Below are 25,024 nucleotides of genomic sequence, written 5' to 3' on the forward strand. Positions count from 1 at the left end.
CGCACCCGAATTCGGCATGCCAGCGACTTGAAAACACCCGATATCCAGGAGTGCGACCGACTCTACAGCGGGGATTTACCTTGATTCGCACTGTAAAGAAAAACGGATGGAAGGTGTGTTTGATGCGTAAAGATGAGCAAGTCAGCAACCGCGGACACACTCGCCCCCGAAGGATCAATACCGCCCTGACCTGGGATTCTGCGGGAAGACCGTGAGATGGGGGACCCATCGGGATCTTGTGGTGCCAAACGCACTCAAGGGGCACATGGCTCAAATCCCTCCGGAATCTTCACTGTTAAGATTTCCCGCATTTATAAATTTCAAGGGGTGGGAGCCAGTGAGTAATTTCCGTACGCGAGGGTGGGCCGTGGCTTTGTCCGCGGTCATGGCAGTGGGACTGCTGCCGGCCACCGCCGTCGCGCTCACAGAAGAGGAATCGGGCATCAGCACTTCGCTGCCCGGCCTCAAGCAACCGAAGCCGGTCCCGGTCTCGCCAGTGCGCGCGGGGGGAGTCAAGCGTCCGGACATCGCAACCGCCAAGCGCTCCGTCCGTGCCGCATGGCCCAAGCCGGGTGCGCAGACCATCAGCGTCTCGTCGCAGGCGCCGCGCAGCGAAACCGCCGATGTGGCGAGCGACCTTCCGGTGTCGATGACCGCTGTCACCGGCACAACGAAGAGTGCGCGAGGTGCCATCTCTACGCCTGCGCTGACGCGGGTGAAGGTCTCCGTCGAATCGCGCGACGCGGCCGAGAAGGCAGGCGTCGATGGGCTGCTGTTCACTGTCGGCAGGGCCGACGGGGTCGACGCCGCTGGGCAGGGGCGCGTCACCATCGATTACGCGGCCTTCAAGAACGCCTACGGCGGCGACTGGGCCGCGCGGCTCCACCTGGTGCAGCTTCCGTCCTGCGCACTCACGACCCCTGCGAAGGCTGAGTGTCGTGTGTCGAAGCCGCTCAAGACGGCGAACGACACGAGCAAAAGCACCCTCACGGCAGTGGCGCCGGTACCGGCGGAGGCCCGTACAGCCACATCCGCCACGGCTTCTGGCGCAACTGTTCTGGCCGCGACAGCCGAGGCCGAGGGGTCCAATGGCTCGTTCTCGGCAACCTCGCTGGAACCGTCCGGGTCATGGAGTGCCGGCGGTTCCACGGGAGGCTTCAGCTGGAGCTACCCGGTCGGTGTCCCGAACGTCCCCGGTGGCCTGACGCCGGGTGTCACGCTCGGATACAGCTCGCAGGCTGTCGACGGTCGTACGTCCGCGTCGAACAACCAGGCCGGCTGGATCGGTGACGGCTGGGGTTACGAGCCGGGCTACATCGAGAGACGTTACAAGTCCTGCGAAGACGACAAGGATGCCAACAGCACCAACACGACCAAGGTCGGCGACCAGTGCTGGTACAACAACAACGCCACCCTCTCCCTCGGGGGCAAGACAACCGAACTCGTCCTTGATGCCACCAAGGGCTGGCACCCCACGTCAGACGCCGGCGAGAAGATCGAAAAGCTCAGCGGTGCCGACAACGGTGACGCCGGGACGGGAACCGTCGCAGGAGCGGGCGAATACTGGAAGGTGACGACGCTCGACGGCACCCAGTACTTCTTCGGCAGGCACAAGCTTCCTGGATGGTCCACGGGTAACCCGGTGACCAACTCGACCCTGACTGCCCCGGTCTTCGGCAACCACACGAACGAGCCCTGCGCCGCGTCTTCCTTCTCCACGTCCTGGTGCCAGCAGGCATGGCGCTGGAACCTCGACTACGTGGTGGATCCCCGTGGGAACGCCATGGCCTATTTCTGGAAGAAGGAGACCAACAACTACGGCCGTAACGTCAACACGACCACGGGCGCGTCCACGAAGACCCCCTACGACCGCGGCGCCTACCTCGAGCGCATCGAATACGGTCTCCGCGACAGCGCACCGTACGCAGCCAAGGCCATGGGGAAGGTGACCTTCACCTCCACGCCTCGCTGCGACACAAGCTGCACTTTCGACGTCGCCCATGCGGCCAACTGGCCGGACACTCCGCTTGACCTGTACTGCAAGGACGCGGCGACGGAGTGCAAGGGGCAGTATTCGCCGAGCTTCTGGTCGAGCATGCGTCTCACCGATATCTCGACGCAGGTCCTCACCGGTGGCGCCTACACCAATGTCGACTCCTGGCATCTGACGCAGACCTTTCCTCCGTCGGGAGACGGCATCTCCACCCCGATGTGGCTGCACGGGATCAAGCGGTCGGCTTCGGACGGAACTGCTACCGCTGACGTCCCGATGATCACCTTCGTGCCGGTGCAGAAGCCCAACCGCGTCGACAAGCTCCACGACGGTCTCGCTCCGTTCATCCGCATGCGGATGTCCCAGATCGTCACGGAGTCAGGTGGCACCATCGGCGTCGATTACTACGACCCCGACTGCACGGCAACGGCTCTGCCCCCGACCGACGAGACCAACTCCACTCACTGTTACACCGTCAAGTCGATCATCAACGGTCCCACCGCCGAACACGACTGGTTCAACACCTACCCCGTACAGCGGGTCATCGAGGGTGACAACATCGTCGCCACCCCGGACGTCGTCACCGAGTACGCCTACGTGGGAGGTGCCGAGTGGGCCAAGAGCGAGGACGAGTTCACCAAGGCCGAAAACCGCACCTACTCGCAGCCCCGCGGCTATTCCCTTGTCCAGACACGCACCGGATCCGGCCTCGACAAGAAAACCCTGAGCGAGACCCGGTACTTCCGCGGAATCGACGGCGCCCAGGTAAAGAACTCCGCAGGGGTCGCTGTCACCGACCGCGAGCAGTTCGCCGGCATGGTGCGAGAGAGGACCACGTACAACGGTGACGGTGGACCGATCGTCAGTGCTTCCTCGTACACCCCTTGGCGTTCCACCGCCACGGCGACGCGTGCGCGCACTGGGCTTCCGGCCGTCGAGGCATACCTGACCGGTATGCAGACGGAGGAGACGCGCGTCAAGATCACCGGTGGCGAGCGCACCACACGAACAGTCAAGAGCTTCGACTCGTACGGCCTCGTCAGCACCGTCTCCGAACTGGGTGACATCGCCAAATCCGGTGACGAGAAGTGCACCACCACGACCTACGCGCGGACCGGAAGCTCCGCGATCCTGGACAAGGTCTCCCGCAGCGAGACCGTCGCCGTGGCCTGCGGCGAGACGGTGTCGCGTCCTGCGGACGTGATCGACGACGTCCGTACCTACTACGACGGTCTGGCCCTGCACGCGGCGCCGGCCAAGGGTCTCGTGACCAAGTCCGAGCAGATCAGCGGCACTGGCACCGGGTACGAGGTGACTTCCTCCACTCCGAACGTCTGTGGCACTGGTGGCACTCAGCTCTGCTACGACATCTATGGCCGCCAGTTGGCAGAGGCAGACGCCTACGGAAAGGTGAGCCGCAGCGCCTTCACCCCTGCCACCGGTGAAGTGCCTTTGAGCAGTGCCATCACCAACCCCCTCGGCCACACGGTCACCACCGTGCTGTCGGCACGGCGCGGCCTGCCCACCAAGGTCACCGACGCCAACGGCAAGGTCACCACAACGGTCTACGACCCCCTGGGCCGGGTGACCAAGGTGTGGCTGCCGGCCAGGCCCCAGGCGTCCTACCCCACGGCGCCGAACTTCCAGTTCGACTACCTGCTGCGGAACGACGGACCGGTCGTCGTCACCACGAAGGCGCTCTCGCACGACAACCAGTACCGGACGAGCTACTCGTTCCAGGACGGCCTCCTCAGGACTCTGCAGAGCCAGGAGGAATCGCCGGACCGGGCCGGCCGTCTGATCACCGAGGTGTTCTACAACACCCGCGGTGAAGCGGTCGTCAACTCCGGTACGTACTTCGCCACAGGTAAGCCGGAGCCGCTCCTCGTCACAGGTCAGGAGACGCAGTACCCGTCTTCGACGCAGACCGAGTTCGACGGTCTCGGGCGGCCGACAGCGGTGATCGCCAAGCGGTATACGGACGAGACAAAGCGCACCACGACCACGTACTCCGGTGACACGACCACAGTTGTTCCGCCTGCCGGCGGCATTGCCACGACGACGGTCGTCGACGCGCTGAACCGCACCGTCGAGCTGAAGCAGTACACCGACTCGGCTCGAACCACTTCCCAGTCCACCCACTACACGTACGACAACAAGGGCCAGCTCGCGAAGGTCGTCGACCCCGGTGGCGCCGCGTGGACCTACCAGTACGACACCCGTGGCCGCCAGACCTTGGTCGTCGACCCCGACAAGGGCAAAGCCGTCACGACGTACGACAAGGGCAACCGCCCGACCGATGTCGTCGACGCCCGCCAGGTCACTCTCCACACCGACTACGACGACCTCGGACGACGTACCGCACTGAAGAAGGGCACCAAGCTCCTCGCGGACTGGAGCTACGACCCGGCCGGTGCCAAGGGACAGCCATGGAAGTCCACGCGCTACGACGACTCGGGCAATGCCTGGGTCACCGAGTCCAACGAGTACAACGACTCGTACCTGCCGTCCATCACCAGGTTCACCGTCCCCTCCTCGGAAACCGGCCTCGCCGGCACGTACGAGTGGTACACCTCGTACAACGACAACACCGGTCAGGTTCAGGACATCGAGCACCCGGAGATGGCCGACCTGCCTTACGAGCTGGTCAGCAACAGCTACACCGCGGTCACCGGTCTTCTGGACACGGTCGGCACCATGACCGAAACGAGCACTGCGGCGCTCGTGTCCGACATGACGTACGACCACTACGGCCGTCCGACCCGGACCGAGTTCGGCGAGTTCGGTCGCCACGTATGGACGACCACTCAGTACGACGAACACACCGGACAGGTGACCAACACCTTCACCGACCGGGACGCCACTCCTCAGCGGGTGGAAGACAACGCCTACACCTACGACCCGGTCGGCAACATCACCCGTGTCGCCACCGGCTACGGCCAGGACACGGCTCGCACCACGGACACCCAGTGCCTCAAGCTGGACGCCCTGCGCCGCATCACCGAGGCCTGGACCAATACGGGCACGACCTGTGCCACCGGTCCGTCCGACAGTGTCGTCGGCGGCCAGGACGCCTACTGGACCAGCTACACGTACGACGCCGTGGGCAACCGTGACACCGAGGTCCAGCACAAGACCGCCTCGGGACCGGCCTCCGACATCACCCGCGACTACGCCGCCCCTGACAACGGCACACACAACCTGCCGTCCGTGACCCAGACCGGTGTCGACCCGCGCACGGAGACCTACACCTACGACGCGACCGGCAACACCAAGACCCGGAAGATCGGAAACGCGGATCTGGAGACCCTCGTCTGGGACGACGAAGGCCACCTCAAGTCCACGACCAAGGTCACCGACACCACCAGCTACCTCTACGACGCCGACGGGCAGCGTCTCGTCCGCCGCGACTCCACCGGCACGACCCTCTATCTGCCCGGCGGCAACGAGCTCCACAAGGACAAGGCCGGCAAGGTCACCGGAACCCGCTACTACGGCGGCTACGCCATGTACACGGGAGGCAAGTTCACCTTCCTGCTCGCCGACCACCACGGAACCGGCAGCACTCAGATCACCGACGACGCGGCCCAGGCCGTCACACGCCGCAAAACCACGATCTTCGGCGGCCCACGCGGCACCCAGCCGACGAACTGGATCGGCGACAAGGGCTTCGTCGGCGGCACCCAGGACCCGGACACCTCACTCATCCATCTGGGTGCCCGCGAATACGACCCCGCCATCGGCCGTTTCGTCAGCGTCGATCCGATCCTCGACCTGAACGACCCGCAGCAGTCCCAGGGCTACAGCTACGGCAACAACAACCCCGTCTCCTTCAGCGACCCGGAGGGCCTCCGCCCGGACGGCCCGGTCGGCGGAGCCGACTACAACGACTACTGGTACAAAGACGTAAGAATAGATACCAAATCCAACGGAACCGAGGGCAGCCACTGGTTCCTGGACAACAGCGGCGGATGGAGCTATCGCTCCGTAAAGAGATACGGCAACACCACAGCCACAAAGATACTCTGGTCGAACCGCGCCAGAGCCAAGGGCTCCGGGCTCTCCACACCGACGAAGTTCGTGAAAAGCCCGCCTCACCCGAAAAACTTCTATGAGCGATTCGTCGGCCCAGTCGTCACCGCGGTAGCACTCCCCGTGGACGTCGAAGCATGGGGAGACTGCCTCGGCGACGGCAACCTCACGCAGTGCGGCTGGGCAGCAACGGACATCCCGGTCGCGAAACTGCTCAAGGCCGCCAAAGCCATAAAAGCCATCAAGGCCGGCGAGCGGGCAGAAGAAGCCGCAGAGGACCTACGCAAGGCGTGCAAGGCCCACAGCTTCATCCCTGGCACAAAGGTCCTGCTCGCCGACGGATCGGCGAAGAACATCGAAGACATCACCGAAGGTGACACTGTCCTCGCAACCGACCCGGACACGGGAAAGAGCAAAGCCGAGAAGGTCATTAATATCATCGTCACTCGCGATGACAAGGCCTTCACCGAACTCACCGTGAAGACCAAATCTGGCAACGCCAAGATCGTCGCCACCGACACACACCCCTTCTGGTCGCCCAGCCTGAAGAAGTGGCTGAACGCTGGCGACATCGAGCCTGGCGCAACGCTTCAACAGCCGGGCGGCACGACGACCCAGGTCAACGCAGTCCGGCACTACACGAAGCAGCAGCAGACGCACGATCTGACCGTCAACCGCATCCACACGTACTATGTGCTGGCGGGCTCAACTCCGGTGCTCGTGCATAATTCGGGTGGCCTGTGCGGTGTGAATAATCTCCGCGACGGCGACACGTTCTACCACACTATGTCTACGGACAAGGGTGATGTTGAGATGCTTGCCGGCGTGCATATCGACGGTGCGAAGCTGCATCTTTCAGATGTGGCGGTCTATGGTACAGGCGACATGGCGCGTGGAGCTCTCGATTCATCGGCGGTGCTCAGGGAATTGAGGCAGACAATTGCCCCTGCCGCTGCCCGGCAAGGGTTCACGGAGCTTCGAATAACGGCAGTTAGGTTGAGTGGAAATGTCGGGCATCAAGTAGACATGACCATCAACCTCGCCAGATATGCGCAATGATAGGATCAATAATGACTACGCCTCGCGATCTCGAAGAAGTGGTGAAACGGGAGGGCCCTCTTTTTAATGGCGGAAAGACTATCGACTCCGTCCTAATTGATCTCCGCGCGGATGGCTTCAGTGTAATCGACTGCATCAGGGTAGTTATGGCTTTGCAGTCATGCTCATTGCCGGAAGCCAAGGGAATCGTTCATCAATCCGAGGCGTGGGCAGACTTGAGGGAGACTCATGAAGCTGCTCACCTAGAGCTCGAGGAGCGGGCAAGAGGCGAACTGAGATGATCTTAGAAGTCCCGCCGGAGTGATGCCCGGCGGGACTTCTGGTCCTCTTGACGCCGGGCTCCTGAGAGACCAGGCGTGATGCGTGCTCGCTGAGTGGGATGTTGCGGGTGTGCAGGGCCAGTTGAACGCCGGAGGGCGCGACGCTCCATGATCACGTTGACATCACTCAGCATGATCCAGAAGGCCGCGCCCGCATGCCATCCTGCCCGACGCTGCCCTCCGTGCGCCAACTCGACGTCGATCCCGACACGTTGTGTACCCCCGAACGACTGCCGTCCCTGCTGGATGCGGTCCGGCAGGTGCCGGATCCCCGCACGTCGCACCTGGTCACGCACGCCTGGCCGATGGTCCTCGGCCTGGTCGCCTGCGCCCTGTTGTGCGGAGTTTTCTCCGTGCGCGGTGTGATCCGCTGGGCGTCCGGTCAGGGCGCCGGGGTCCTCGCCGCGCTCGAAGTCCCCGACGGCGATCCGGCCCGGCTGCCGGTGGCCACCACCCTCACCCGCGCCCTGGCCCGCCTGGACGCCGACGCACTCGACGCCGCCGTCGGCGCCTTCATCCAGGCCCACACCGCCGACCCACTGGCGGGCATCGCCGGAGAACCGCCGGTGCTGCAACTGGCCGCGGACGGCAAAACCGTGCGCGGCGCCCGCGACGACGAGGGTCTGCAACTGCACCTGCTCGGCGTCCACCAGGTCGACCCCGGCGTGATGCCCGCCCAGCGCGCCATGCGCCACAAACCGCACGAGACCGTGCACTTCAGCGCCGCCCTGGACCTGATCGCCGACATCACCGGCGCGATCGTCACCGCCGACGCCCTGCACACGGTCGCCGGCCACGCCCGCTACCTGCACCGACGCGGCACCTTCGGGCTCTTCCCGGTCAAAGAGAATCGTGCCACCCTCTTCACCCAGCTCGACGCCCTCGACTGGAACGAGCAGACCAATACCGCGATCAGCGTGGTGCGCACCGAGGAGACGAACTCGGGCCGTCACGAGATCCGCATCGTGCGCGTCCAGCCCCTCACCAACGAGCAGGTGAACTTTCCGTACGCCGCCCAGGCCCTGCTCATCGAGCGGTACACCACCGGCCGCGACGACCGAAAACAGCACGCGATCGCCGAACTGGGCATCACCACCGCCCCACCCGAACACGCCACCCCCACCATCCTCGCCCGCTGCGTGCGCGGCCAATGATCCATCGAGGCCCAGCACTTCGTGCGAGACGTGACCTTCGGCGAGGACGCCTGCCGGGCCCGCACCGGCAGCCTGCCCCGAGCCCTCGCGACCTTCCGCAGCCTGGCGATCAGCCTCGCCCACCTCGCCGGCTGGACCAACAACGCCGCCGCCCACGACCACTACCGCAACCACCCCGCCGACGCCCTACGCGAACTCGGTCTCACCACATGAGCCCGCATCACGCCTGGCCCGCACCACGAGCCGACTGTCCCAACTGGTAGCTTTCACCCGGAGGGTGCCTCTCCCGAACGATGCTCTTGATCTCGACAGTCCAGATCATCGCAGGTGAGAGGCGCCCTTCTGCTGTTGAGACGTCAGATCGCATTCTCGGCTGAATACACGAGGCCAACCGCCGGGAGCGGTCGGCGCTCGGAGTCCGGTTCGAGCGAGTGCGGATCCTTGACGCCCCGCCCACGCCGGGACAGCTGTATCTCCTGGACAACGCCCGGCGGAACACGGCGGTCGGGGAGGACATCCGCACCCTGTCCCGGTCATTCGCCGAAGAACTGCGCCTGCCGGCCGAGGACTTCTGGATCTTCGACAGCCGCGTCGTGGCCCTGCTGGTCTTCGACGACGAGGACCGGATGACCGGGGTCGAGCTGATCACCAATCCGGTGGACGTTCTGCGCTACGCGCAGGTGCGCGAGGCGGCCTGGCACCATGCCGTCCCGTACGACCGGCCGCAGCGGTAGCGTCGGCATGTGAGCACGGACCATCAGCAGGCCAGGGTGTCTCTCGGCGCGCGGCTGCGGGAGCTGCGCGCCGAGGTCACCGGCCGGGAACTCGCGGCCCGGCTGGGCTGGCCGCAGTCCAAGGTGTCGAAGTTGGAGACAGGCCGGCAGACGGCGACCCCGTCGGACCTCAGTCAGTGGGCGGAGGCAACCGGTCATCCGGGCGTCGCGGGGGAGCTCCAGGCCCGGCTGGAAGGCCTGGAGTCCTACACGCGCTCGTGGCGCCGCCAACTGCGTGCCGGTCACAAGCCCGTGCAGGACGCTCTGCTGGTCGAGTACGAGCGGTCCGCCGAGCTCCGTGCGTGGCAGAGCTCCATGGTCGTCGGACTGCTCCAGACACCCGACTACGCCCGTTCGGTGTTCTCCGCTTTCGCCGCGCTGCACCGTTCCCCCCGCGACCTGGAGGAAGCCGTTCGAGCCCGAATGCGTCGGCAGGACCTGCTGTACCAGTCGGGGCGTACGTTCCACATCGTGATGTGGGAAGCGGCGCTGCACGCCGGAGTGTGCCCCCCGGCAGTCCTCGCCGCTCAGCTCGATCGGCTGGTCGGCGTGATCGGTCTGGACACAGTGCGGCTCGGAATCGTTCCGTTCGGCGCCCAGGTCTCGGTGCCGCCCGGACCCGGATTCTGGATCTACGACGATCGTCTGGCCATCGTCGAGGACTGGCACGCGGAGCTGTGGCTGGACGACGAGCCGAGCCTGACGGTGTATCAGCGCGTATGGGACGCGCTCAGGGAGTCGGCGGTGTACGGATCGACGGCCCATCGGCTGATCAGCAGAGCACGGGCCCAGGTCGCGCCCTTCTGAGCATTCTCCGGAATCGCCGGAACCCGCCGGAGAATATCCGCGAATCAAGGGCGAATCGTATGCAGGAGACCTCCTAGCGTGCAGGTCATGGCCCCTCGGACACACCAGCAGGGATCAGCACGGCCGCTGATCCACTCCCCCGCCCCGATGGCAACCCACCGGACCGGGGATCCGAGCCGCCCCGCTCCGTTGCGAGACGGAGTCCCTCGTTGAGCCCTCCACTGCCCGAACCCCTGCCACCCGTGGAGTCGTTGACCTCCCAGCAGTTGCGCGGCACCGCCTGCGTACGGTGCTCCGCCCAGCTGACCGCCACCACGGCCGTCGACCTCGGGGCCCGCCCCGAGCGCGACGGCTCATCCGTACAGATCTTCCCCCGTCGCTGCCGCTCCTGCCCCGAGGAGGCCCCCGTTGACACCCGTACTCCGCATGAGCACACCGCCCCCGCTCAGGGGTGAGGACGCGTACCGGGCATGGGTCGACCATACGTACGCCTGCTGCCGTTGCGTCCCGGGTCCGTGCTCCGACGCCCGGCATCTGGCCCGGCGCTGGAGGCAGGAACGCCGACGGGCGGTGCGGACATGATCTGCGCCGACTGCGACCAGGTGATCACAGGCGCCTACGTGGTGATCGCGGCGGGCGAGTCGATGTCGGCGGCCCGCCAGGACTCCTACGCCCATCCGCCTCGCACACTGGAATGCCGCCCCCGCGACCGGCGCCGACAGCGTCTGCGGCAGCTGCTCGACGGTACGGAACAGCCGAGCAGGGCCGGGACCGCATCCCCGCCGGTGGCGCCGGGCCCGGAGCTCGTCCCGTTCTCCGAGGTGTCCCACCTGTTCCGCGACTTCAAGCACACGGCTTGGCGCCTGGAGACGAGGCGAGGTTACGGTTCCGACCGCGCGAGCAGGAAGTGGCAGCACTGGCTGGCCGGCGAGGACATCGCGGCCGAACCCCTCGACGCGTGGCGGCTCAACGTTCGTGCCGCCACCGACGAGGGGCGGCGATTCGAACGCGTCCGCCTGGTCGACGACCCTCCCACCGCCGGACAGCGCTTCCTGTTGAGCTCCGCGCCGGGCAACGTAGCCGCCGGGGAGGACATCCGTAACCTGTGGCGGAGAGATGCCGTACGACTCGGGCTGCCCGACTGGGACTTCTGGCTCTTCGACTCCCGCCTCCTGATGCGGTTCGTCATCGACGAGCACGACACGACGGTGGGAGTCACCCTGTCCGAGGACCCAGTAGAAGTGCTCGCAGCGTGCCAGGCACGCGATACGGCCTGGCGGTACGCGATCCCTTCCGCCGACTTCACCGCCTCGCCGCACCCCCTCGCCTGAGAGCGGACCTCGGGGATTCCCCCTTCCGTACCGTCCGCGCGCGAGGTCGCGGCCCGGTGCCTGTGCGAAGGCTCCGACAACGCCGGCATCCCACCACGCGTCCGGGTCCCTGACCCGGGACCGAGGCGCCCGAGGCGCCCGAGGCGATCACGGGTGCACCGTCTGCCGAACCGCAACCCGCAAGACGTCCGGCCGGGGCAACTCCCGCCGCACATCCGCCTACACTGCTCAGGGCCTTGGAGCCGGTCGTCGGCCTCCCGGCGCACACGGCAGGAGCGCAGCAGGGGGAACGGTGAAGATACCCACGGAGCTCGTCGGCACCCGTGTCGGGCGCACGGTCTTCGACCACCAGGTCCGGATCAGCTTCACCGATCACACCCCGGACGGCCGCGTCCGCCTCTATGTCGAGCTCGTCATCGAGACATCGTGCGTCTTCACCGATGCCTCGGGCCACCAAGTCCTTCTCTCCCCCGGCACCGGACCGTCGTTGGCTCCGCTGCTCGGCCTGTTCGCCAGGACCGTCACCGAGACCGAGGTCACCGGGTCAGGCGCTCTGTGCCTCGGCTTCGACGACGGCACCCGGCTCAGCGTCGAGCCGCACTCCGACTACGAGTCGTGGAGCCTCACCGGCTCGGGAATCGATCCTGTCCTGGTGGGTCCGGGCGGCGAAACCGACTGGCAGGACTGACCGCCGCGATCGGCCGGGGCAACGGAAAGACGGCAGCCCCCTCACGACGAATCCCGCACCACCAGTTCCGTAGGCAGCACGATCTGCGGGTGGTCCGCCCCCTCGCCGCCGATCTGCTCCAGGAGGACGCGGGTCATGGTGCGGCCCATTTCCTCGATGGGCTGGCGGACGCTGGTGAGGGCGGGGTCCATGTGGCGGGCCACGGCCGAGTCGTCGAAGCCGATGAGGGCCACGTCGTCGGGGATGCGGCGGCCGGCCTCGCGGAGGACCTGGCGGGCGCCGGCGGCCATGAGGTCGGAGGCGGCGAAGACGGCGTCGACGTCGGGGCGGCGGGCGAGGAGTTCGCGCATGGCGTGGACGCCGCCCTCCTCGGAGAAGTCGGCGGGGGCGATGAGGCGTTCGTCGGGTTCGAGGCCGGCGTCCGCGAGGGCCCTGCGGTAGCCGTCGAGGCGGCGCTGGGAGGCGTAGACGTCGAGGCGGCCGGTGATGGTGGCGATGGAGCGGCGGCCCCGGGAGACGAGGTGCTCGACGGCGCCGCGGGCGCCCTCGAAGTTGTCGGAGTCGACCGAGGGGAGGGATTCGGCGGCGGAGCGGCGGCCGTTCATCACGGCGGGCATGCCGAGCTGTTCGAGGAGGTCGGGCAGCGGGTCGTCGGCGTGGACGGAGACCAGGAGGACGCCGTCCACGCGGTGGGCGGTGAGGTACTGGGCGAGCCGGCGGCGCTCGCGGTCGCTGCCGACCAGGGTGAGCAGGAGCTGCATCTCCGTGTCGGCGAGGGCGGCGCCCACCCCGCGGACGATGTCGGAGAAGTACGGCTCGGCGAAGAAGCGGCTCTCCGACTCGGGGACGACGAGCGCGACGGCGTCCGTCCGGTTCCCGGCGAGGGCCCTGGCCGCGCGGTTGGGCACGTAGCCCAGCTCGGCCACGGCCGCCTCGACGGCCTGCCGGGTGTGCGCGCTGACGCGCGGCGAGCCGTTGATGACCCGCGAGGCGGTTCCGCGCCCCACCCCCGCCCGTGCCGCGACCTCTTCGAGCGTGGGCCGGCCCCCGCTCCGTACTCGCGCTGCCGTCATGGCTGCCTCCCGTTCGCGGTCAATTTCTCACAGTCGGATAACCAAACCAAGTCCTGGTGTGGGATCCCTTGACACTCGACGGGACCGGCCCGCCGCTCCCGGGGCCGCATCGTGGGAGCGCTCCCACTCTACGCGCGTGGGCCGGACGGCTCGCAGGTCCCCCGGGTGGGCGGCCGGAGAGAGGTCCGGACACGACTGAGACCCGGCGGTGGGCCGGGTCTCAGAGGGTGTGGCGTGGAAGGTGCGCGTGGTGGGTCAGGAGGCGCTGTCCAGCGGCGGCAGGGCGTGGCGGCGGATCACGTCGGAGTACCAGTGGGCGCTCGCCTTGGGGATGCGGCGCTGCGAGGCGTAGTCGACGTAGACGGTGCCGAAGCGCTTCGAATAGCCGTACGCCCACTCGAAGTTGTCCATCAGCGACCAGAGGAAGTAGCCGCGCACGTCCGCGCCGTCGGCGACCGCGCGCTGCACGGCGTCCAGGTGGCCGTGGAGGTAGGCGATGCGCTCGGGGTCCTCCACCCGGCCCTCGGGCGAGACGTAGTCGTCGAAGGCGGCGCCGTTCTCCGTGACCATCAGGGGCAGGCCGGGGTGGTCGCGGGTGATGTCCATCAGCAGGCTGTGCAGGCCGTTGGGGTCGATGGACCAGTTCATCGCGGTCCGCTCCTTCCCCTCGGCGAGGTGGAAGGCGACGTGCTCGGAACCGGGCCACGGGGAGAAGGCGCTGGCGCCGTGGACATCGTTGCCAGAGCCCGTCTCGCCCTTCTCCGGAAGGGAGACCAGCGTCGGGGTGTAGTAGTTGACGCCGAGGACGTCGACCGGGCTGGAGATCGTCGCCAGGTCGCCGTCCCGGACCAGCGAGGACCAGTCCACCAGGTGCGCGGTGTCGGCGAGCAGGTCCTCCGGGTAGGCGCCGTTCAGCATCGGGCCGGTGAAGACCCGGTTGCCGACGGCGTCGATGCGGCGGGCCGCCTCGGCGTCGGCCGGGCTCGCCGTCAGCGGGCGGACCTGGTGGAGGTTGAGGGTGACCGAGGTCTGCGCACCAGCGGGGAGTTGTCCGCGCAGAACCTCGATCGCCCGGCCATGGGCGAGGTTGAGGTGATGGGCCGCCCGCAGGGCGGAGGCGGGCTCGGTGCGGCCGGGGGCGTGCACGCCCGAGCCGTAGCCGAGGAAGGCCGAGCACCACGGCTCGTTCAGGGTGGTCCAGGTCTGCACCCGGTCGCCGAGGGCGCCCGCCATGATCGCGGCGTAGTCGGCGAACCGGTCGGCGGTCCCCCGCTCCGGCCAGCCGCCGGCGTCCTCCAGCTCCTGGGGCAGGTCCCAGTGGTAGAGGGTGGCGACGGGGGCGATGCCCGCCTCCAGCAGTTCGTCGACGAGCTTGCGGTAGAAGTCCAGACCGCGTTCGACGGCGGGGCCCCGGCCGGTGGGCTGCACCCGCGACCAGGAGACGGAGAAGCGGTACGCCTTCAGCCCCAGCTGCTTCATCAGCGCCACGTCGTCGCGGAAGCGGTGGTAGTGGTCGGCGGCGATGTCGCCGGTGTCCCCGTTGCGGACCTTGCCCGGGGTTCGGCTGAAGGTGTCCCAGATGGAGGGCGTGCGTCCGTCCTCGGCGGCGGCGCCCTCGACCTGGTAGGCGGCGGTGGCCGCCCCCCAGACGAAGCCCGTCGGGAATCTGGTGGCCTCGGGCGCTTGCTTCGGGGCGATGTCAGGTCGTACGGCAGTCATGCGGGAGCGCTCCCAGGAATGGACGGACAGGGGCATGGAGGTGGAACTCCGGAACCCGTACGGCCCGCGGTGCGGGCGGGGCCGTACGGAGTGACCGGGACGGGACGGCGGGTGCGGGGCGTCAGCCCTTGACGGCGCCGGACATGATCCCGCCGACGATCTGCTTGCCGAAGATCACGAACACGATGAGCAGGGGCAGCGTGCTGATCAGGGCGCCGGCCATCACGATGCTCTGGTCGGGGGTGTAGGACGCGCTCAGCTGGCCGAGGGCCACCTGGAGCGTGGGGTTCTCCGCGTTCAGCGAGAGGAAGGGCCAGAAGAAGTCGTTCCACGCCTGGACGAAGGTGAGCATGCCGAGCACCATCATCGCGGGACGGGCCACCGGCAGCACCACGCTGAGCACGATGCGGAAGTTGTTGGCGCCGTCGATCTTGGCCGCCTCGATCAGCTCGTACGGAAGCGCCTCACTGAGGTACTGCCTCATGAAGAACACACCGAACGCGCTGACCAGGGTCGGGAAGATCACCGACTCCAGACTGCCGCTCCAGCCCAGGTCGGACATGAGCATGAAGAGCGGGACCACGCTGAGCTGCGGCGGGATGGTCAGCGTCGCGATGACGCCGGTCATCAGCGCGCCGCGGCCGCGGAAGCGCATCTTGGCGAAGGCGTAGCCGGCCAGGGTGCAGAAGAAGAGGGTCGCGACGGTGATGCAGGCGGAGACGATGAAGCTGTTGACGATCGCCTTGCCCAGGTGGGCCTGGTCCCAGGCGGCCTGGAGGTTGTCCAGGAGCCGCCCGCCCGGCAGGAACGGCGGGGTGGAGGCCAGGACGTCGTCCTGGGTGTGGGACGCGGCGACCAGCGTCCAGTACAGCGGCAGCAGCGAGCCGATGCCGACGACGATCAGCGCGATGTAGGCGAAGGGGCCGCCCTTCAGCTGCTGCCCGGCACCGGGCTTGAAGCGGCTGCGGCGCTTGGGCGCGCGGTGTGCGGTGCGCGCCGGGACGGCGGATCCCTTGACTGGGGAAGGGCTGGTGAGGGTCATGGATATCGCTCCCGGTCAGACCGCGGACTTGCGTACGAAGCGGCCGATGAGCCAGTTGATCCCGGCGATGATCAGCAGGAGGGCGAGCATCGCCCAGGCCACGGCGGCGGCCGGACCGAGATGACCCAGGTTCCAGCCGTAGTTGTAGAGGTAGACGCTGAGCGTCTCGTACTGGTGCTCGGTTCCGCCGCTGGCGCCGATGGTGCCGCCCTCCAGCAGGAGGGGCTCACCGAACAGCTGCATGGAGCCGATGGTCGAGATGACGATCGTGAAGAGGATCGTGGGGCGCAGCGAGGGGATGGTCACCTTGCGGAACTGCTGCCAGCGGCTGGCGCCGTCGAGCGAGGCGGCCTCGTAGAGATCGGACGGCACGGCCTGCATCGCCGCCAGGTAGATCAGGGTGTTGTACCCGGTCCAGCGCCAGATGACGATGACGGAGATGGCGATCTTGGAGGTCCAGGCGCCGTTGGCCCAGTTGGTGTGGCCGAGGCCGACGAACTCCAGCGCCCAGTTCAGCAGACCGCCGTCGGCGCGGAAGACCAGCGCGAAGACCAGGGCCGCGGAGGCCACGGAGGTGGCGTACGGGGTGAGGATGACCGTCCGCCAGAAGGTGCTGGCGCGGAGCTTGTAGTTCAGCAGGTGGGCCAGGCCGAGCGCCACGAGGAGCTGCGGGACCGTCGACATCACACCGATCAGGAAGGTGTTGCTGACGGCCGTCCAGAACTCCGAGTCGTGCAGGATCTTGTCGAAGTTGCCCCAGCCGACCCATTCCATCTGGTCCATGCCGGTCATCTCGACCCGGTGCAGGGCGATCCACCCGGTGTAGAGCAGCGGGTAGAGCCCGAAGGCGCCGAAGATGAGGAAGAACGGGGCTATGTAGGCGTACGGCGACGCCTTGTCGTCGAAACGCCAGAGCCGGCTCCGCCACGTCTGCCGGCGGCTGTCCACGGGCTGCTGGGAGCGCCGGGGTGGCGGGGTGTATGCGTCCCGGGTGGGAGTCGAGGTGGCCACGAGCGGGAGTCCTTCCCTGGATTGCTTGGTTACCCGGGTACGGGGCCTGGCCGTCGGCGAGGGCGCGGGCGGTGGGCTTGCACGGGGCGGCCGGAGTCTTCCGGCCGCCCCGTCCAAGCCCTCCGCGCGGCCGACCCGCGGAGCCCAGTGCCCCTGGAGTGGGACACGCAGGTGCGGGCGGCCCGGGGGCCGCCCGCGCTTGCGGAACGTCAGCCGATCGCCTTGTCGATCGACTCGGTCGCCGCCTTCCAGGCGTCGTCCGGCTTGGTGCCGCGCTGCTCCATGTTGTTGATCTGGGTGGAGATGGTGTCCTTGATGATCCCGTCCTTCGGGCCGAGGATCGTCTCGGGGATGGACTTGGCCTCATCGGCGTAGATCTGGCCGATCGGGGCGTCGTTGAAGTACGGGAGCGTCGCGTTCTTCACGTCGGGCAGGTCGTACGCGCCCTTGTTGGACGGGAAGCTGCCGATCGCCTTGAAGACGGCGGCCTGCTGCTCGGGGGCGGTCAGCCACTTGACGAGCTTGGTGGCCTCGTCGACGTGCTTGCCGGCGGTCGGGACGCCGAGGAAGGAGCCACCCCAGTTGGCGGCGGTGTCGCCGGGGGCGGTGGTGATGTCCCACTTGCCCTTGTTGCCGTCACCGGCGTTCACCGAGATCTGGCCGGCCATCCACGCGGGGCAGGCGACGGTGGCGATGGTGCCCTTGCGGAGGGCGGCCTTCCACGGGTCGTTGAACTGCGCGAGGCCCTGGGTCAGCTTCTTGTCCGCGGCCTCGGCCGCCAGGTTCCAGCCCTGCTTGACGCTGGCGCTGTCCTTGTAGACCGGCTTGCCGCTCTCGTCGTAGTACTGCTCCGCGTTGGAGCTGACGACGGCGTTGTACATGGCGCTGGCGGAGTCCATGAAAAACGTGCCGGAGGGCGCCTTCTTCTTGTACTCCTCACCGAGCTTGAGGTAGTCCTCCCAGCCCCCGGCGACCTTGGCGGCGACCTCCTTGCGGTCGGTCGGCAGACCGGCCTTCTTGAAGAGGTCGGTGTTGTAGCAGAGGGACATCGGGCCGATGTCGGTGCCCGCGCCGATCACCTTGCCGTCGGGCGTGGTGGCCTGCTTCTCCTTCCAGGACACCCACTCGTTGACGTCGATGACCTTGCTCAGGTCGGCGAACTTGTCGGCCTTGGTGTCGACCAGTTCCTTGATGCGGCCGACCTCGATGCCCTGGACGTCCGCCAGGCCGCTGCCCGAGTTCAGCTGCTGGAGCAGCTTGGGGTAGTAGACCTTCTCGTCCGCCGCGGTCGTTTCCTTGACCGTGATGTTCGGGTTCAGCTGGTGGTACTTCTCGAAGAGCCCGGCCTCCTTGTAGCCGAACTGCCCGAAGTCGGCGACGGTCAGCGTGATCTTCCCGCCTGCTTCGCCGGCACTGTCCGAGTCGTCCGAGTCGCTGCCGCAGCCCGTCAGCAGCAGGGCTGCCGCTGTCAGGCCCGTGGTGGTCAGAACCGCGACTCTGCGGCTCCGTCCGGCGACGGTGCGGGTGATACGCATTCCACTACTCCTTGTTCCAGGGTGGGACTGGCTCACTGCGTGGCGTTCCCGCTGGTGGGCGCGGGTGCCGTGGGGTCGGGGGGGAAGACACGGGCAGTGCTGTTCGCCCGGGAAAACCCGGAGCGATGTGGGAGCGCTCCCATGCGTCGATGTCGGAAGGTTGCTGCCTCGGGGGGGTGGGTGTCAAGACTTGAAGACGCTTCCGTTGCGCGAGCGTGTCCTGCAAGTCACGAGACCGTGTCCGGCCGAAGGCTTGCCAAAGCGCCCCGCCCCATCAAGCGGAGCTGGAGATTCCCGAATAACCGCAGGTCGGGGCGGTGTTGGGAGTGGATCTTGGGATCACCGCCGGGAAGCCGTCGCGATCGCGCCGGATTTCCGGCGCGGCCGGTGAACGGCCGCCGTTACCCGCGCTCCCCCCGCCGGAAGGTGAACGGGACCCCGCGCCCGGGGCCCGCCCGGACCCCGTTTCGCGTTCTTTCCCCGAACCCGGGCGCCGGACGGTGGCCGGAACGGCCGGCGGTCCGTTGACCGGATCGTCACCCCATCGACCCATCCGGAGTCCACGATTCCCCTACCGCGAACCGGACATGCCGCCCAGCTCACCCGCTGTTAATTTCTCCCTTATGCACCAGATGATCATGTATGACACCAGGGGCGGGTGAGGCCGGATGGGAGTGGTCCGCGATCATCCCGAACTCGCCCTCTTCCTCTGCCTGTCCCTCGGCTACCTGGTCGGGAAGATCCGCGTCGGCCCGATCACGCTCGGCGGGATCTGCGGCACGCTGATCGTCTCGCTGCTGATCGGCACCCGGCACGTCAGCGTGAACGACGACGTCAAGACGGTCTTCTTCGCGCTGTTCATCTTCTCGCTCGGCTATCTGGCCGGGCCCCAGTTCTTCGCCAACCTGAATCGCAAGAGCCTGCGGTTCTTCGCGCTCTGCCTGATCGAGCTGGTCTGCGTGCTGGGCATCGCCTTCGGTCTGGCCAAGGCCTTCGACCTCGACGTGGGCACCGCCTCCGGCATCCTGGCCGGCGCCGCCACCGAGTCCGCCGTGGTCGGTACGGCCACCGAGGCCATCGGCAAGCTCGACGGGCTGACCTCGGCCCAGATCACCCAGTACCAGGGGCACGTGGCCACCGCCTACACGGTCTGCTACCTCTTCGGCCTGGTCACCATCGTGCTCTACACCAGCCAGATCATGCCGATGCTGATGCGCATCAACCTCCGGGACGCCTCGCGCGACCTCTGGGAGAAGATGCGCGGCGGCGTCCGCGGACTGGAGTCCGACGAACGCGAGGCGCTGCCCGGCACGGTCGGCCGCACCTTCCTCGTCACCCTCGCCGACGGCCGCACCATCGGCGAGCTGGAATCGTCGCTGGGCGGCACCGTCACCGTCGAGGCCGTCAAACGCGGCAGCGTGCTGATGGACCCCGACCCGGATCTCGAACTGACCCTGAGCGACCTGGTCCAGCTGGTCGGCCGCCGGGCCGGGATCATCGAGGCCGGCCGGGAGATCGGACCGGAGACCCCGGCGGTCCCGGGCCTCGACACCCCCCTGGCCACCCGGCAGGTCGCGGTCACCGAGAAGGCCACGGCCGGCTCCAGCATCGCCCAGTTGGAGCAGGACCATCCCGAATTCCGCCGGGACGGGGTGTACATCACCGATGTCCTGCGCAACGACCAGCATCTGCCCGCCTCCGCCGAGACCACGGTCCAGCGCGGCGACGTGCTCACCCTGGTCGGCGCCCGCTCCGGGCTCAACCGGCTCGTGGCGAAGATCGGCGCGGTGGTCAAGAACGACGCGACGGACTTCATCTACCTGGGTGCGGGCATCGTGGCGGGCTCCCTGCTCGGCCAGGTCGTCGTCCGCATCGGCGACATCCCGATGTCGCTCGGCACCGGCGGCGGCTGCCTGGTCTCCGGGCTGCTCTTCGGCTGGTTCCGCTCCCGCAAGCAGACCTTCGGGGCCTTCCCCCCGCAGGCCGCCAACACCCTCAAGGACCTGGGGCTCGCCGTCTTCATCGCCTGCACCGGGCTGACCGCGGGGCCGCAGGCCTGGCCGCTGCTGAAGGAGTACGGGGCGCTGCTCCCGTTCGCCGGGATCGCCATGGTCCTGGTGCCCGCGACCATCTCCCTGTTCGTCGGGCTCAAACTGCTGCACATCGAGAAACCGCTGCTCATCGGCGCGATCGCCGGCCAGCAGTGCTCGACCCCGGCGATCACCTCCATCACCCAGGTGGCGCAGAGCTCCGTCCCGCTGCTCGGCTACACGATCACCTACGCGCTCTCCAACTTCCTGCTGCCACTCACCGGTCCCATCCTCGTCGGCGTCCTGGGGAACTGAATGATCGATTTCCTGAACCGCAACATCTTCGAGCCGCACCCCGAACTGCTGGTCTTCCTCGTCCTCGCGCTCGGCTTCCTTCTGGGCAAGGTCCGCTACCGGGCGATCGCGCTGGGCGCGGTGACGGGCTGCCTGGTCGCCGGGCTGGTGCTCGGCGCGCAGTTCGAGGTCCAGATCGACGGCACGGTGAAGAACCTGTTCTTCATCATGTTCCTGTTCGCGCTCGGCTACCGGGTCGGCCCGCAGTTCTTCCGCGGGCTGCGCAAGGACGGGCTGCCGCAGGTCCTCAACGCGGTCGTGGTCTGTGTGACCGGGCTGCTGGTCTCCTGGCTGTTCGCCGTGCTGCTCGGCTACGGCCCCGGGCTCGGCGCCGGTCTGATGAGCGGCGCGCTCACCCAGTCGGCCGCCATCGGTGTCGCCCAGGACGCCATCGGCACCCTGCCCGGACTCTCCTCCTCGCAGGTGAAGTCCGAACAGAACCTGGTCGCCGTCGGCTACGCGGTCACCTATCCGCTCGGCACCATCCTGTGCGCGATGCTCCTGGCCAACGTACTGCCGCGGCTCTACCGCAGGGACCTCGCCAAGGAGAGCGCGGAGCTGGCCGCCGAACTGGACGCCCCGGACGAGAACCCGGACGAGGGCGAGGGCTACTACGAGACCGTGCTGCGCGCGTACACCGTCGAGCGCCCCGATCTCGTCGGCCGCAGCATCTCCGACTTCGAGGCCCAGCAGCAGGCCCTCGGCCGCCGCGTCTACATCACCGGGGTCCGGCGCGAGGGCGGCGTCCTGCCGCAGGACCAGTCCCTGGTGCTGCGGCAGGGCGACACGGTCGCGGTCAGCGCCCTGCGCCACGACCTGGTGGACTTCGACGCCCGTACGCATGTGGGGTCGGAGGCCGACGACGTGGCGCTGCTCGGGTACCGCACCGAGACCCTGCACGTGGTGGTGTCCGAGAAGGCCGTGCTGGGGCGGAGCGTGGAGGAACTGCGCCGCGAGCCCTTCATGGCCGGGGTCTACATCGAGAAGGTCTACCGGGCCGGGGCGGAGTTCCCCTTCCGGCTCTCCACCCCGGTGGAGCGCGGGGACACGCTGGTGCTCTCCGGTCCGGAGCGGCTGGTCGGTCCGGCCGGGCGGGAGCTGGGCAAACCGGTGCCGACGAGCTTCGCGACCGACATGGTCTGGGTGGGCCTCGGCATCTTCCTCGGCGGCTGCATCGGCATTCCGGCGCTGACCGCGGGCGGGGTGCCGATCTCGCTGTCCACCTCGGGCGGCGGGCTGATCATGGGGCTGGTCTTCGGCTGGATCCGGGGCAAGTACCCGACGTACGGGAACGTGCCGCCGGGCGCCCAGTGGTTCATGGACACGCTGGGCCTGTGCGTGTTCGTCGCGGTGGTCGGCATCAACGCCGGTCCCAGCTTCACCAGCGGGCTCTCGTCGGCGGGCTGGGGGCTGCTGCTCCTGGGCGCGGTCGCCACCGTCGTCCCGCTGATCGTGGGCTTCCTGGTCGGGCACTACGTGCAGAGGATCAGGTTCCCCATCCTCATGGGCGTGCTGGCCGGCGGCCAGACCACCACGGCCGCGATCGGGGCCGTCAACGAGACCTCGAAGTCCCAGATCCCCACGCTCGGCTACACCATCCCGTACGCCGTCGGCAATGTGCTGCTGACCGTGTGGGGCGCCGTCATCGTCATCCTCAACCACTGAACCGGGAGCGCAGTCATGCCCAAGGCCACTCTCAGCCGTGCCGAGATCCGCTCGTTCGCCCAGCTCAGCCCGTTCGAGCTGAAGGACAAGTTCATCAGCATCGCCCAGTCGGCGCAGAGCGACAAGCCCGGCCAGAAGGGGAAGACGACGCGGGTCATGCTCAACGCGGGCCGCGGCAATCCGAACTGGGTCGCCACCGGCCCCCGCGAGGCGTACCACGCGCTGGGCTACTTCGCGATCGAGGAGTCGCGCCGGGTCTGGACGGCGGACAACCTGGGCGGGATGCCGGAGGAGGACGGCTGCGCGGAGCGGTTCGCCCGGTTCGCCCGGACGCATCCGGAGCTGCCCGGCATCGAACTGCTGAAGGCGTGCCTCGATCTGGCGGTGAAGCGCTTCGGCTTCGAGCCCGATGCCTTCGTCCATGAGCTGGCGGACTCCTCGATCGGGGACAACTACCCGGTGCCGGGCCGGATCCTGCCGCACGCCGAGCAGATCGTGCGCGGCTATCTGGCGGACGAGATGTTCGACCACCGGCCGCCGGAGGGGCAGACGCTGAGCCTGTTCGCGACCGAGGGCGGCACCGCCGCGATGTGCTACCTCTTCGATTCGCTGCTGAAGAACGGGATCCTGAAGAAGGGTGACCGGATCGCCCTGATGGTGCCGGTCTTCACCCCGTACCTGGAGATTCCGGAACTGGACACGTACGGCTTCGACGTGGTGCACGTGGAGGCGAACCTGTTCACCGAGACCGGGGTGCGGCAGTGGCGCTATCCGCCGGAGGAGATCGCCAAGCTGGCGGACCCGTCGGTGCGGATGGTGTGCTGCGTCAACCCGAGCAACCCGCCGTCGCTGGCGCTGGCACCCCGGGTGGCCGAGCAGATCGTCGGGATCGTGGAGAAGGACAACCCGGACCTGATCGTGGTGACGGACGACGTCTACGGGACCTTCGTGGAGGGCTTCCGCTCGCTGGCCGCCGACCTGCCGCGCAACACGCTGCTGGTGTACTCGTACTCCAAGCACTACGGGGCGACCGGCTGGCGGCTCGGGGTGATCGGGCTGCACGACGACAACGTCATCGACGACGCGCTGGCCGCGCAGGACCCCGCGGAGAAGGCCCGGCTGGCCAAGCGGTACGGCTCGCTGACCCTGGAGCCGGAGCGGATGCGGTTCATCGACCGGCTGCTGGCGGACTCCCGGCAGGTGGCGCTGAACCACACGGCGGGGCTGTCGCTGCCGCAGCAGGTGATGATGGTGCTCTTCTCGCTCTTCGACATGCTGGACGAGGGGCAGGAGTACAAGGCCCGGATCCGCGCCATCGTGCACCAGCGGCTCGAACTGCTGCTGGAGGGCGCCCACATGAAGATCTCGGAGGACCCCAAGCGGGCGGCGTACTACATCGAGCTGGATCTGCTCGCGGAGGCCGAACGGACCCTGGGCAAGGAGTTCGCCGACTATCTGGAGCAGAACTACGAGCCCGTGGACCCGCTGTTCCGGCTGGCCGAGCAGACCTCCGTGGTGCTGCTCAACGGCGGCGGTTTCGAGGGCCCGGAGTGGTCGGTCCGGGTCTCGCTGGCCAATCTCGACGATCTCGACTACCTGAAGATCGGCCACCAGTTGCGGACCATCTTCGACGAGTACGCGCAGGAGTGGCGGGCCTCGGGGACGGCGGGCGCGGCCTGAGTTCAGGCGGTGCGCAGGCGGTCCAGGGTCCGTTCCAGTTCCGCCTGCGCGGCCCGGCCCGCCGCCTCGGCGTCGCCCGCCACGACGGCCCTGACCAGGGCGTGGTGCTCGGCCTCGCCGTGGTGCGGATCGGCGCGGCGCAGTCCGAGCAGCTCGACGAGATCGATCAGCCCCTGCCGCAGGGCGGGGGCGAACTCGCCGAAGAGATCGGTGAGTACGGGGTTGTGGGCGGCGGCCACGACCGTGCGGTGCAGGGCGATGTCGGCGTCGACGAACGCGGCGTCGGGGCCGGAGCCGGCCGCCCGCCGGGCGGTGAGCGCGGCGTCCAGGGCGGTCAGGTCCTCGTCGGTGCGGCGGCGGGCGGCGAGCCGGGCGGCCTGGACCTCGATCAGCATCCGGACTTCGTAGACATCGGTGACGGCGGCGCGGCGCAGCCGCAGCGGCCACGGTTCGGCGGCCTCGTCGGCGATGACGAAGACGCCGGAGCCCTGGCGGGCGCGGAGCAGTCCGAGCGTGGAGAGCGTGCGCACGGCCTCGCGCACGGTGGAGCGGCCGACGCCCAGGGTGCGGGCGAGGGTGGTCTCACCGGGGATCTTCGTGCCGACCGGCCAGTGGCCCTCGGTGATCTGGGCGCGCAGATGGCGCGTCGCCTGGTCGACCAGGGGGCTGGGGTGGAGGGGGCCGAGCGAGGACACGCGTTCACCTGTCAGGTTGTCTGAGGACTTGTTTTCTGGCTAGTGTACCGATCATGACGTACC

General features: G+C 67.9%; 16 protein-coding genes and 1 pseudogene. 11 read left to right on the plus strand and 6 right to left on the minus strand.

Features of this window, described 5'->3' with window-relative positions:
• Nucleotides 1-367 precede the first annotated feature (367 nt).
• The 8 genes and pseudogenes from ACFVDM_RS18480 (at nucleotide 368) to ACFVDM_RS18515 (ending at nucleotide 12,157) form a co-directional block, all read left to right on the plus strand.
• Nucleotides 368-7,084, plus strand: coding sequence for a polymorphic toxin-type HINT domain-containing protein (locus ACFVDM_RS18480; protein WP_383640448.1), 6,717 nt, complete (start codon nucleotides 368-370; stop codon nucleotides 7,082-7,084).
• 502 nt (nucleotides 7,085-7,586) lie between these two features.
• A complete protein-coding gene (locus ACFVDM_RS18485; protein WP_383640451.1) occupies nucleotides 7,587-8,558 on the plus strand; it encodes an ISAs1 family transposase in 972 nt (323 codons plus the stop codon).
• 21 nt (nucleotides 8,559-8,579) lie between these two features.
• Complete coding sequence (locus tag ACFVDM_RS18490) at nucleotides 8,580-8,771, plus strand: hypothetical protein (RefSeq protein WP_383640454.1); 192 nt, start codon at nucleotides 8,580-8,582, stop codon at nucleotides 8,769-8,771.
• A 173-nt stretch (nucleotides 8,772-8,944) separates the two neighbouring features.
• Nucleotides 8,945-9,292, plus strand: a pseudogene (locus ACFVDM_RS18495) (DUF6879 family protein); the annotation flags it as partial.
• A gap of 9 nt (nucleotides 9,293-9,301) precedes the next feature.
• Nucleotides 9,302-10,138 carry a helix-turn-helix domain-containing protein gene (locus tag ACFVDM_RS18500; protein ID WP_383640457.1) on the plus strand — a complete coding sequence of 279 codons (837 nt, stop codon included), beginning with the start codon at nucleotides 9,302-9,304 and terminating at the stop codon, nucleotides 10,136-10,138.
• 242 nt (nucleotides 10,139-10,380) lie between these two features.
• The gene (locus tag ACFVDM_RS18505) at nucleotides 10,381-10,593 is read left to right on the plus strand and encodes a hypothetical protein (RefSeq protein WP_383640460.1); all 213 of its coding nucleotides are present in this window, start codon (nucleotides 10,381-10,383) and stop codon (nucleotides 10,591-10,593) included.
• Nucleotides 10,594-10,716: 123 nt separating this feature from the next.
• On the plus strand, nucleotides 10,717-11,469 hold the full coding sequence (locus ACFVDM_RS18510; protein ID WP_383640463.1) for a DUF6879 family protein: 753 nt from the start codon (nucleotides 10,717-10,719) through the stop codon (nucleotides 11,467-11,469).
• A 292-nt stretch (nucleotides 11,470-11,761) separates the two neighbouring features.
• Nucleotides 11,762-12,157: a DUF6188 family protein gene (locus ACFVDM_RS18515; RefSeq protein WP_383640466.1), complete on the plus strand. Its 396-nt coding sequence runs from the start codon at nucleotides 11,762-11,764 to the stop codon at nucleotides 12,155-12,157.
• Between the two features lie 41 nt (nucleotides 12,158-12,198).
• Here the strand turns inward: ACFVDM_RS18515 and ACFVDM_RS18520 are convergent, their stop codons facing one another.
• The 5 genes from ACFVDM_RS18520 to ACFVDM_RS18540 form a co-directional block, all read right to left on the minus strand.
• Nucleotides 12,199-13,230, minus strand: a complete 1,032-nt coding sequence (locus ACFVDM_RS18520) for a LacI family DNA-binding transcriptional regulator (RefSeq protein WP_383640470.1) — start codon at nucleotides 13,228-13,230, stop codon at nucleotides 12,199-12,201.
• 255 nt (nucleotides 13,231-13,485) lie between these two features.
• Complete coding sequence (locus ACFVDM_RS18525; RefSeq protein WP_383640473.1) at nucleotides 13,486-14,949, minus strand: GH1 family beta-glucosidase; 1,464 nt, start codon at nucleotides 14,947-14,949, stop codon at nucleotides 13,486-13,488.
• Between the two features lie 121 nt (nucleotides 14,950-15,070).
• Nucleotides 15,071-15,991, minus strand: coding sequence for a carbohydrate ABC transporter permease (locus ACFVDM_RS18530; RefSeq protein WP_383640476.1), 921 nt, complete (start codon nucleotides 15,989-15,991; stop codon nucleotides 15,071-15,073).
• A 15-nt stretch (nucleotides 15,992-16,006) separates the two neighbouring features.
• Nucleotides 16,007-17,002, minus strand: a complete 996-nt coding sequence (locus ACFVDM_RS18535; protein ID WP_383640479.1) for a carbohydrate ABC transporter permease — start codon at nucleotides 17,000-17,002, stop codon at nucleotides 16,007-16,009.
• A 209-nt stretch (nucleotides 17,003-17,211) separates the two neighbouring features.
• Nucleotides 17,212-18,537, minus strand: a complete 1,326-nt coding sequence (locus ACFVDM_RS18540; RefSeq protein WP_383640482.1) for an ABC transporter substrate-binding protein — start codon at nucleotides 18,535-18,537, stop codon at nucleotides 17,212-17,214.
• Between the two features lie 668 nt (nucleotides 18,538-19,205).
• Between ACFVDM_RS18540 and aspT (ACFVDM_RS18545) the strand changes: the two genes are divergently transcribed.
• Genes aspT (ACFVDM_RS18545) through ACFVDM_RS18555 form a run of 3 tightly spaced genes read left to right on the plus strand, consistent with a single transcriptional unit; the run spans nucleotide 19,206 to nucleotide 24,266 of the window.
• Nucleotides 19,206-20,882 (plus strand): aspartate-alanine antiporter, encoded by a 1,677-nt coding sequence (aspT, locus tag ACFVDM_RS18545; protein WP_383640485.1) that lies wholly within the window; start codon nucleotides 19,206-19,208, stop codon nucleotides 20,880-20,882.
• Entirely contained in the window at nucleotides 20,883-22,586 is a 1,704-nt protein-coding gene (aspT, locus tag ACFVDM_RS18550; protein ID WP_383640488.1) for an aspartate-alanine antiporter, read from the plus strand.
• Nucleotides 22,587-22,601: 15 nt separating this feature from the next.
• Complete coding sequence (locus ACFVDM_RS18555) at nucleotides 22,602-24,266, plus strand: bifunctional aspartate transaminase/aspartate 4-decarboxylase (RefSeq protein WP_383640491.1); 1,665 nt, start codon at nucleotides 22,602-22,604, stop codon at nucleotides 24,264-24,266.
• Between the two features lie 2 nt (nucleotides 24,267-24,268).
• Here ACFVDM_RS18555 and ACFVDM_RS18560 read toward each other — a convergent pair whose 3' ends face one another.
• The gene (locus ACFVDM_RS18560; RefSeq protein WP_383640494.1) at nucleotides 24,269-24,961 is read right to left on the minus strand and encodes a FadR/GntR family transcriptional regulator; all 693 of its coding nucleotides are present in this window, start codon (nucleotides 24,959-24,961) and stop codon (nucleotides 24,269-24,271) included.
• Nucleotides 24,962-25,024 lie beyond the last annotated feature (63 nt).

The organism is Streptomyces sp. NPDC057682 (assembly GCF_042799575.1).
Classification (GTDB): Bacteria; Actinomycetota; Actinomycetes; order Streptomycetales; family Streptomycetaceae; genus Streptomyces.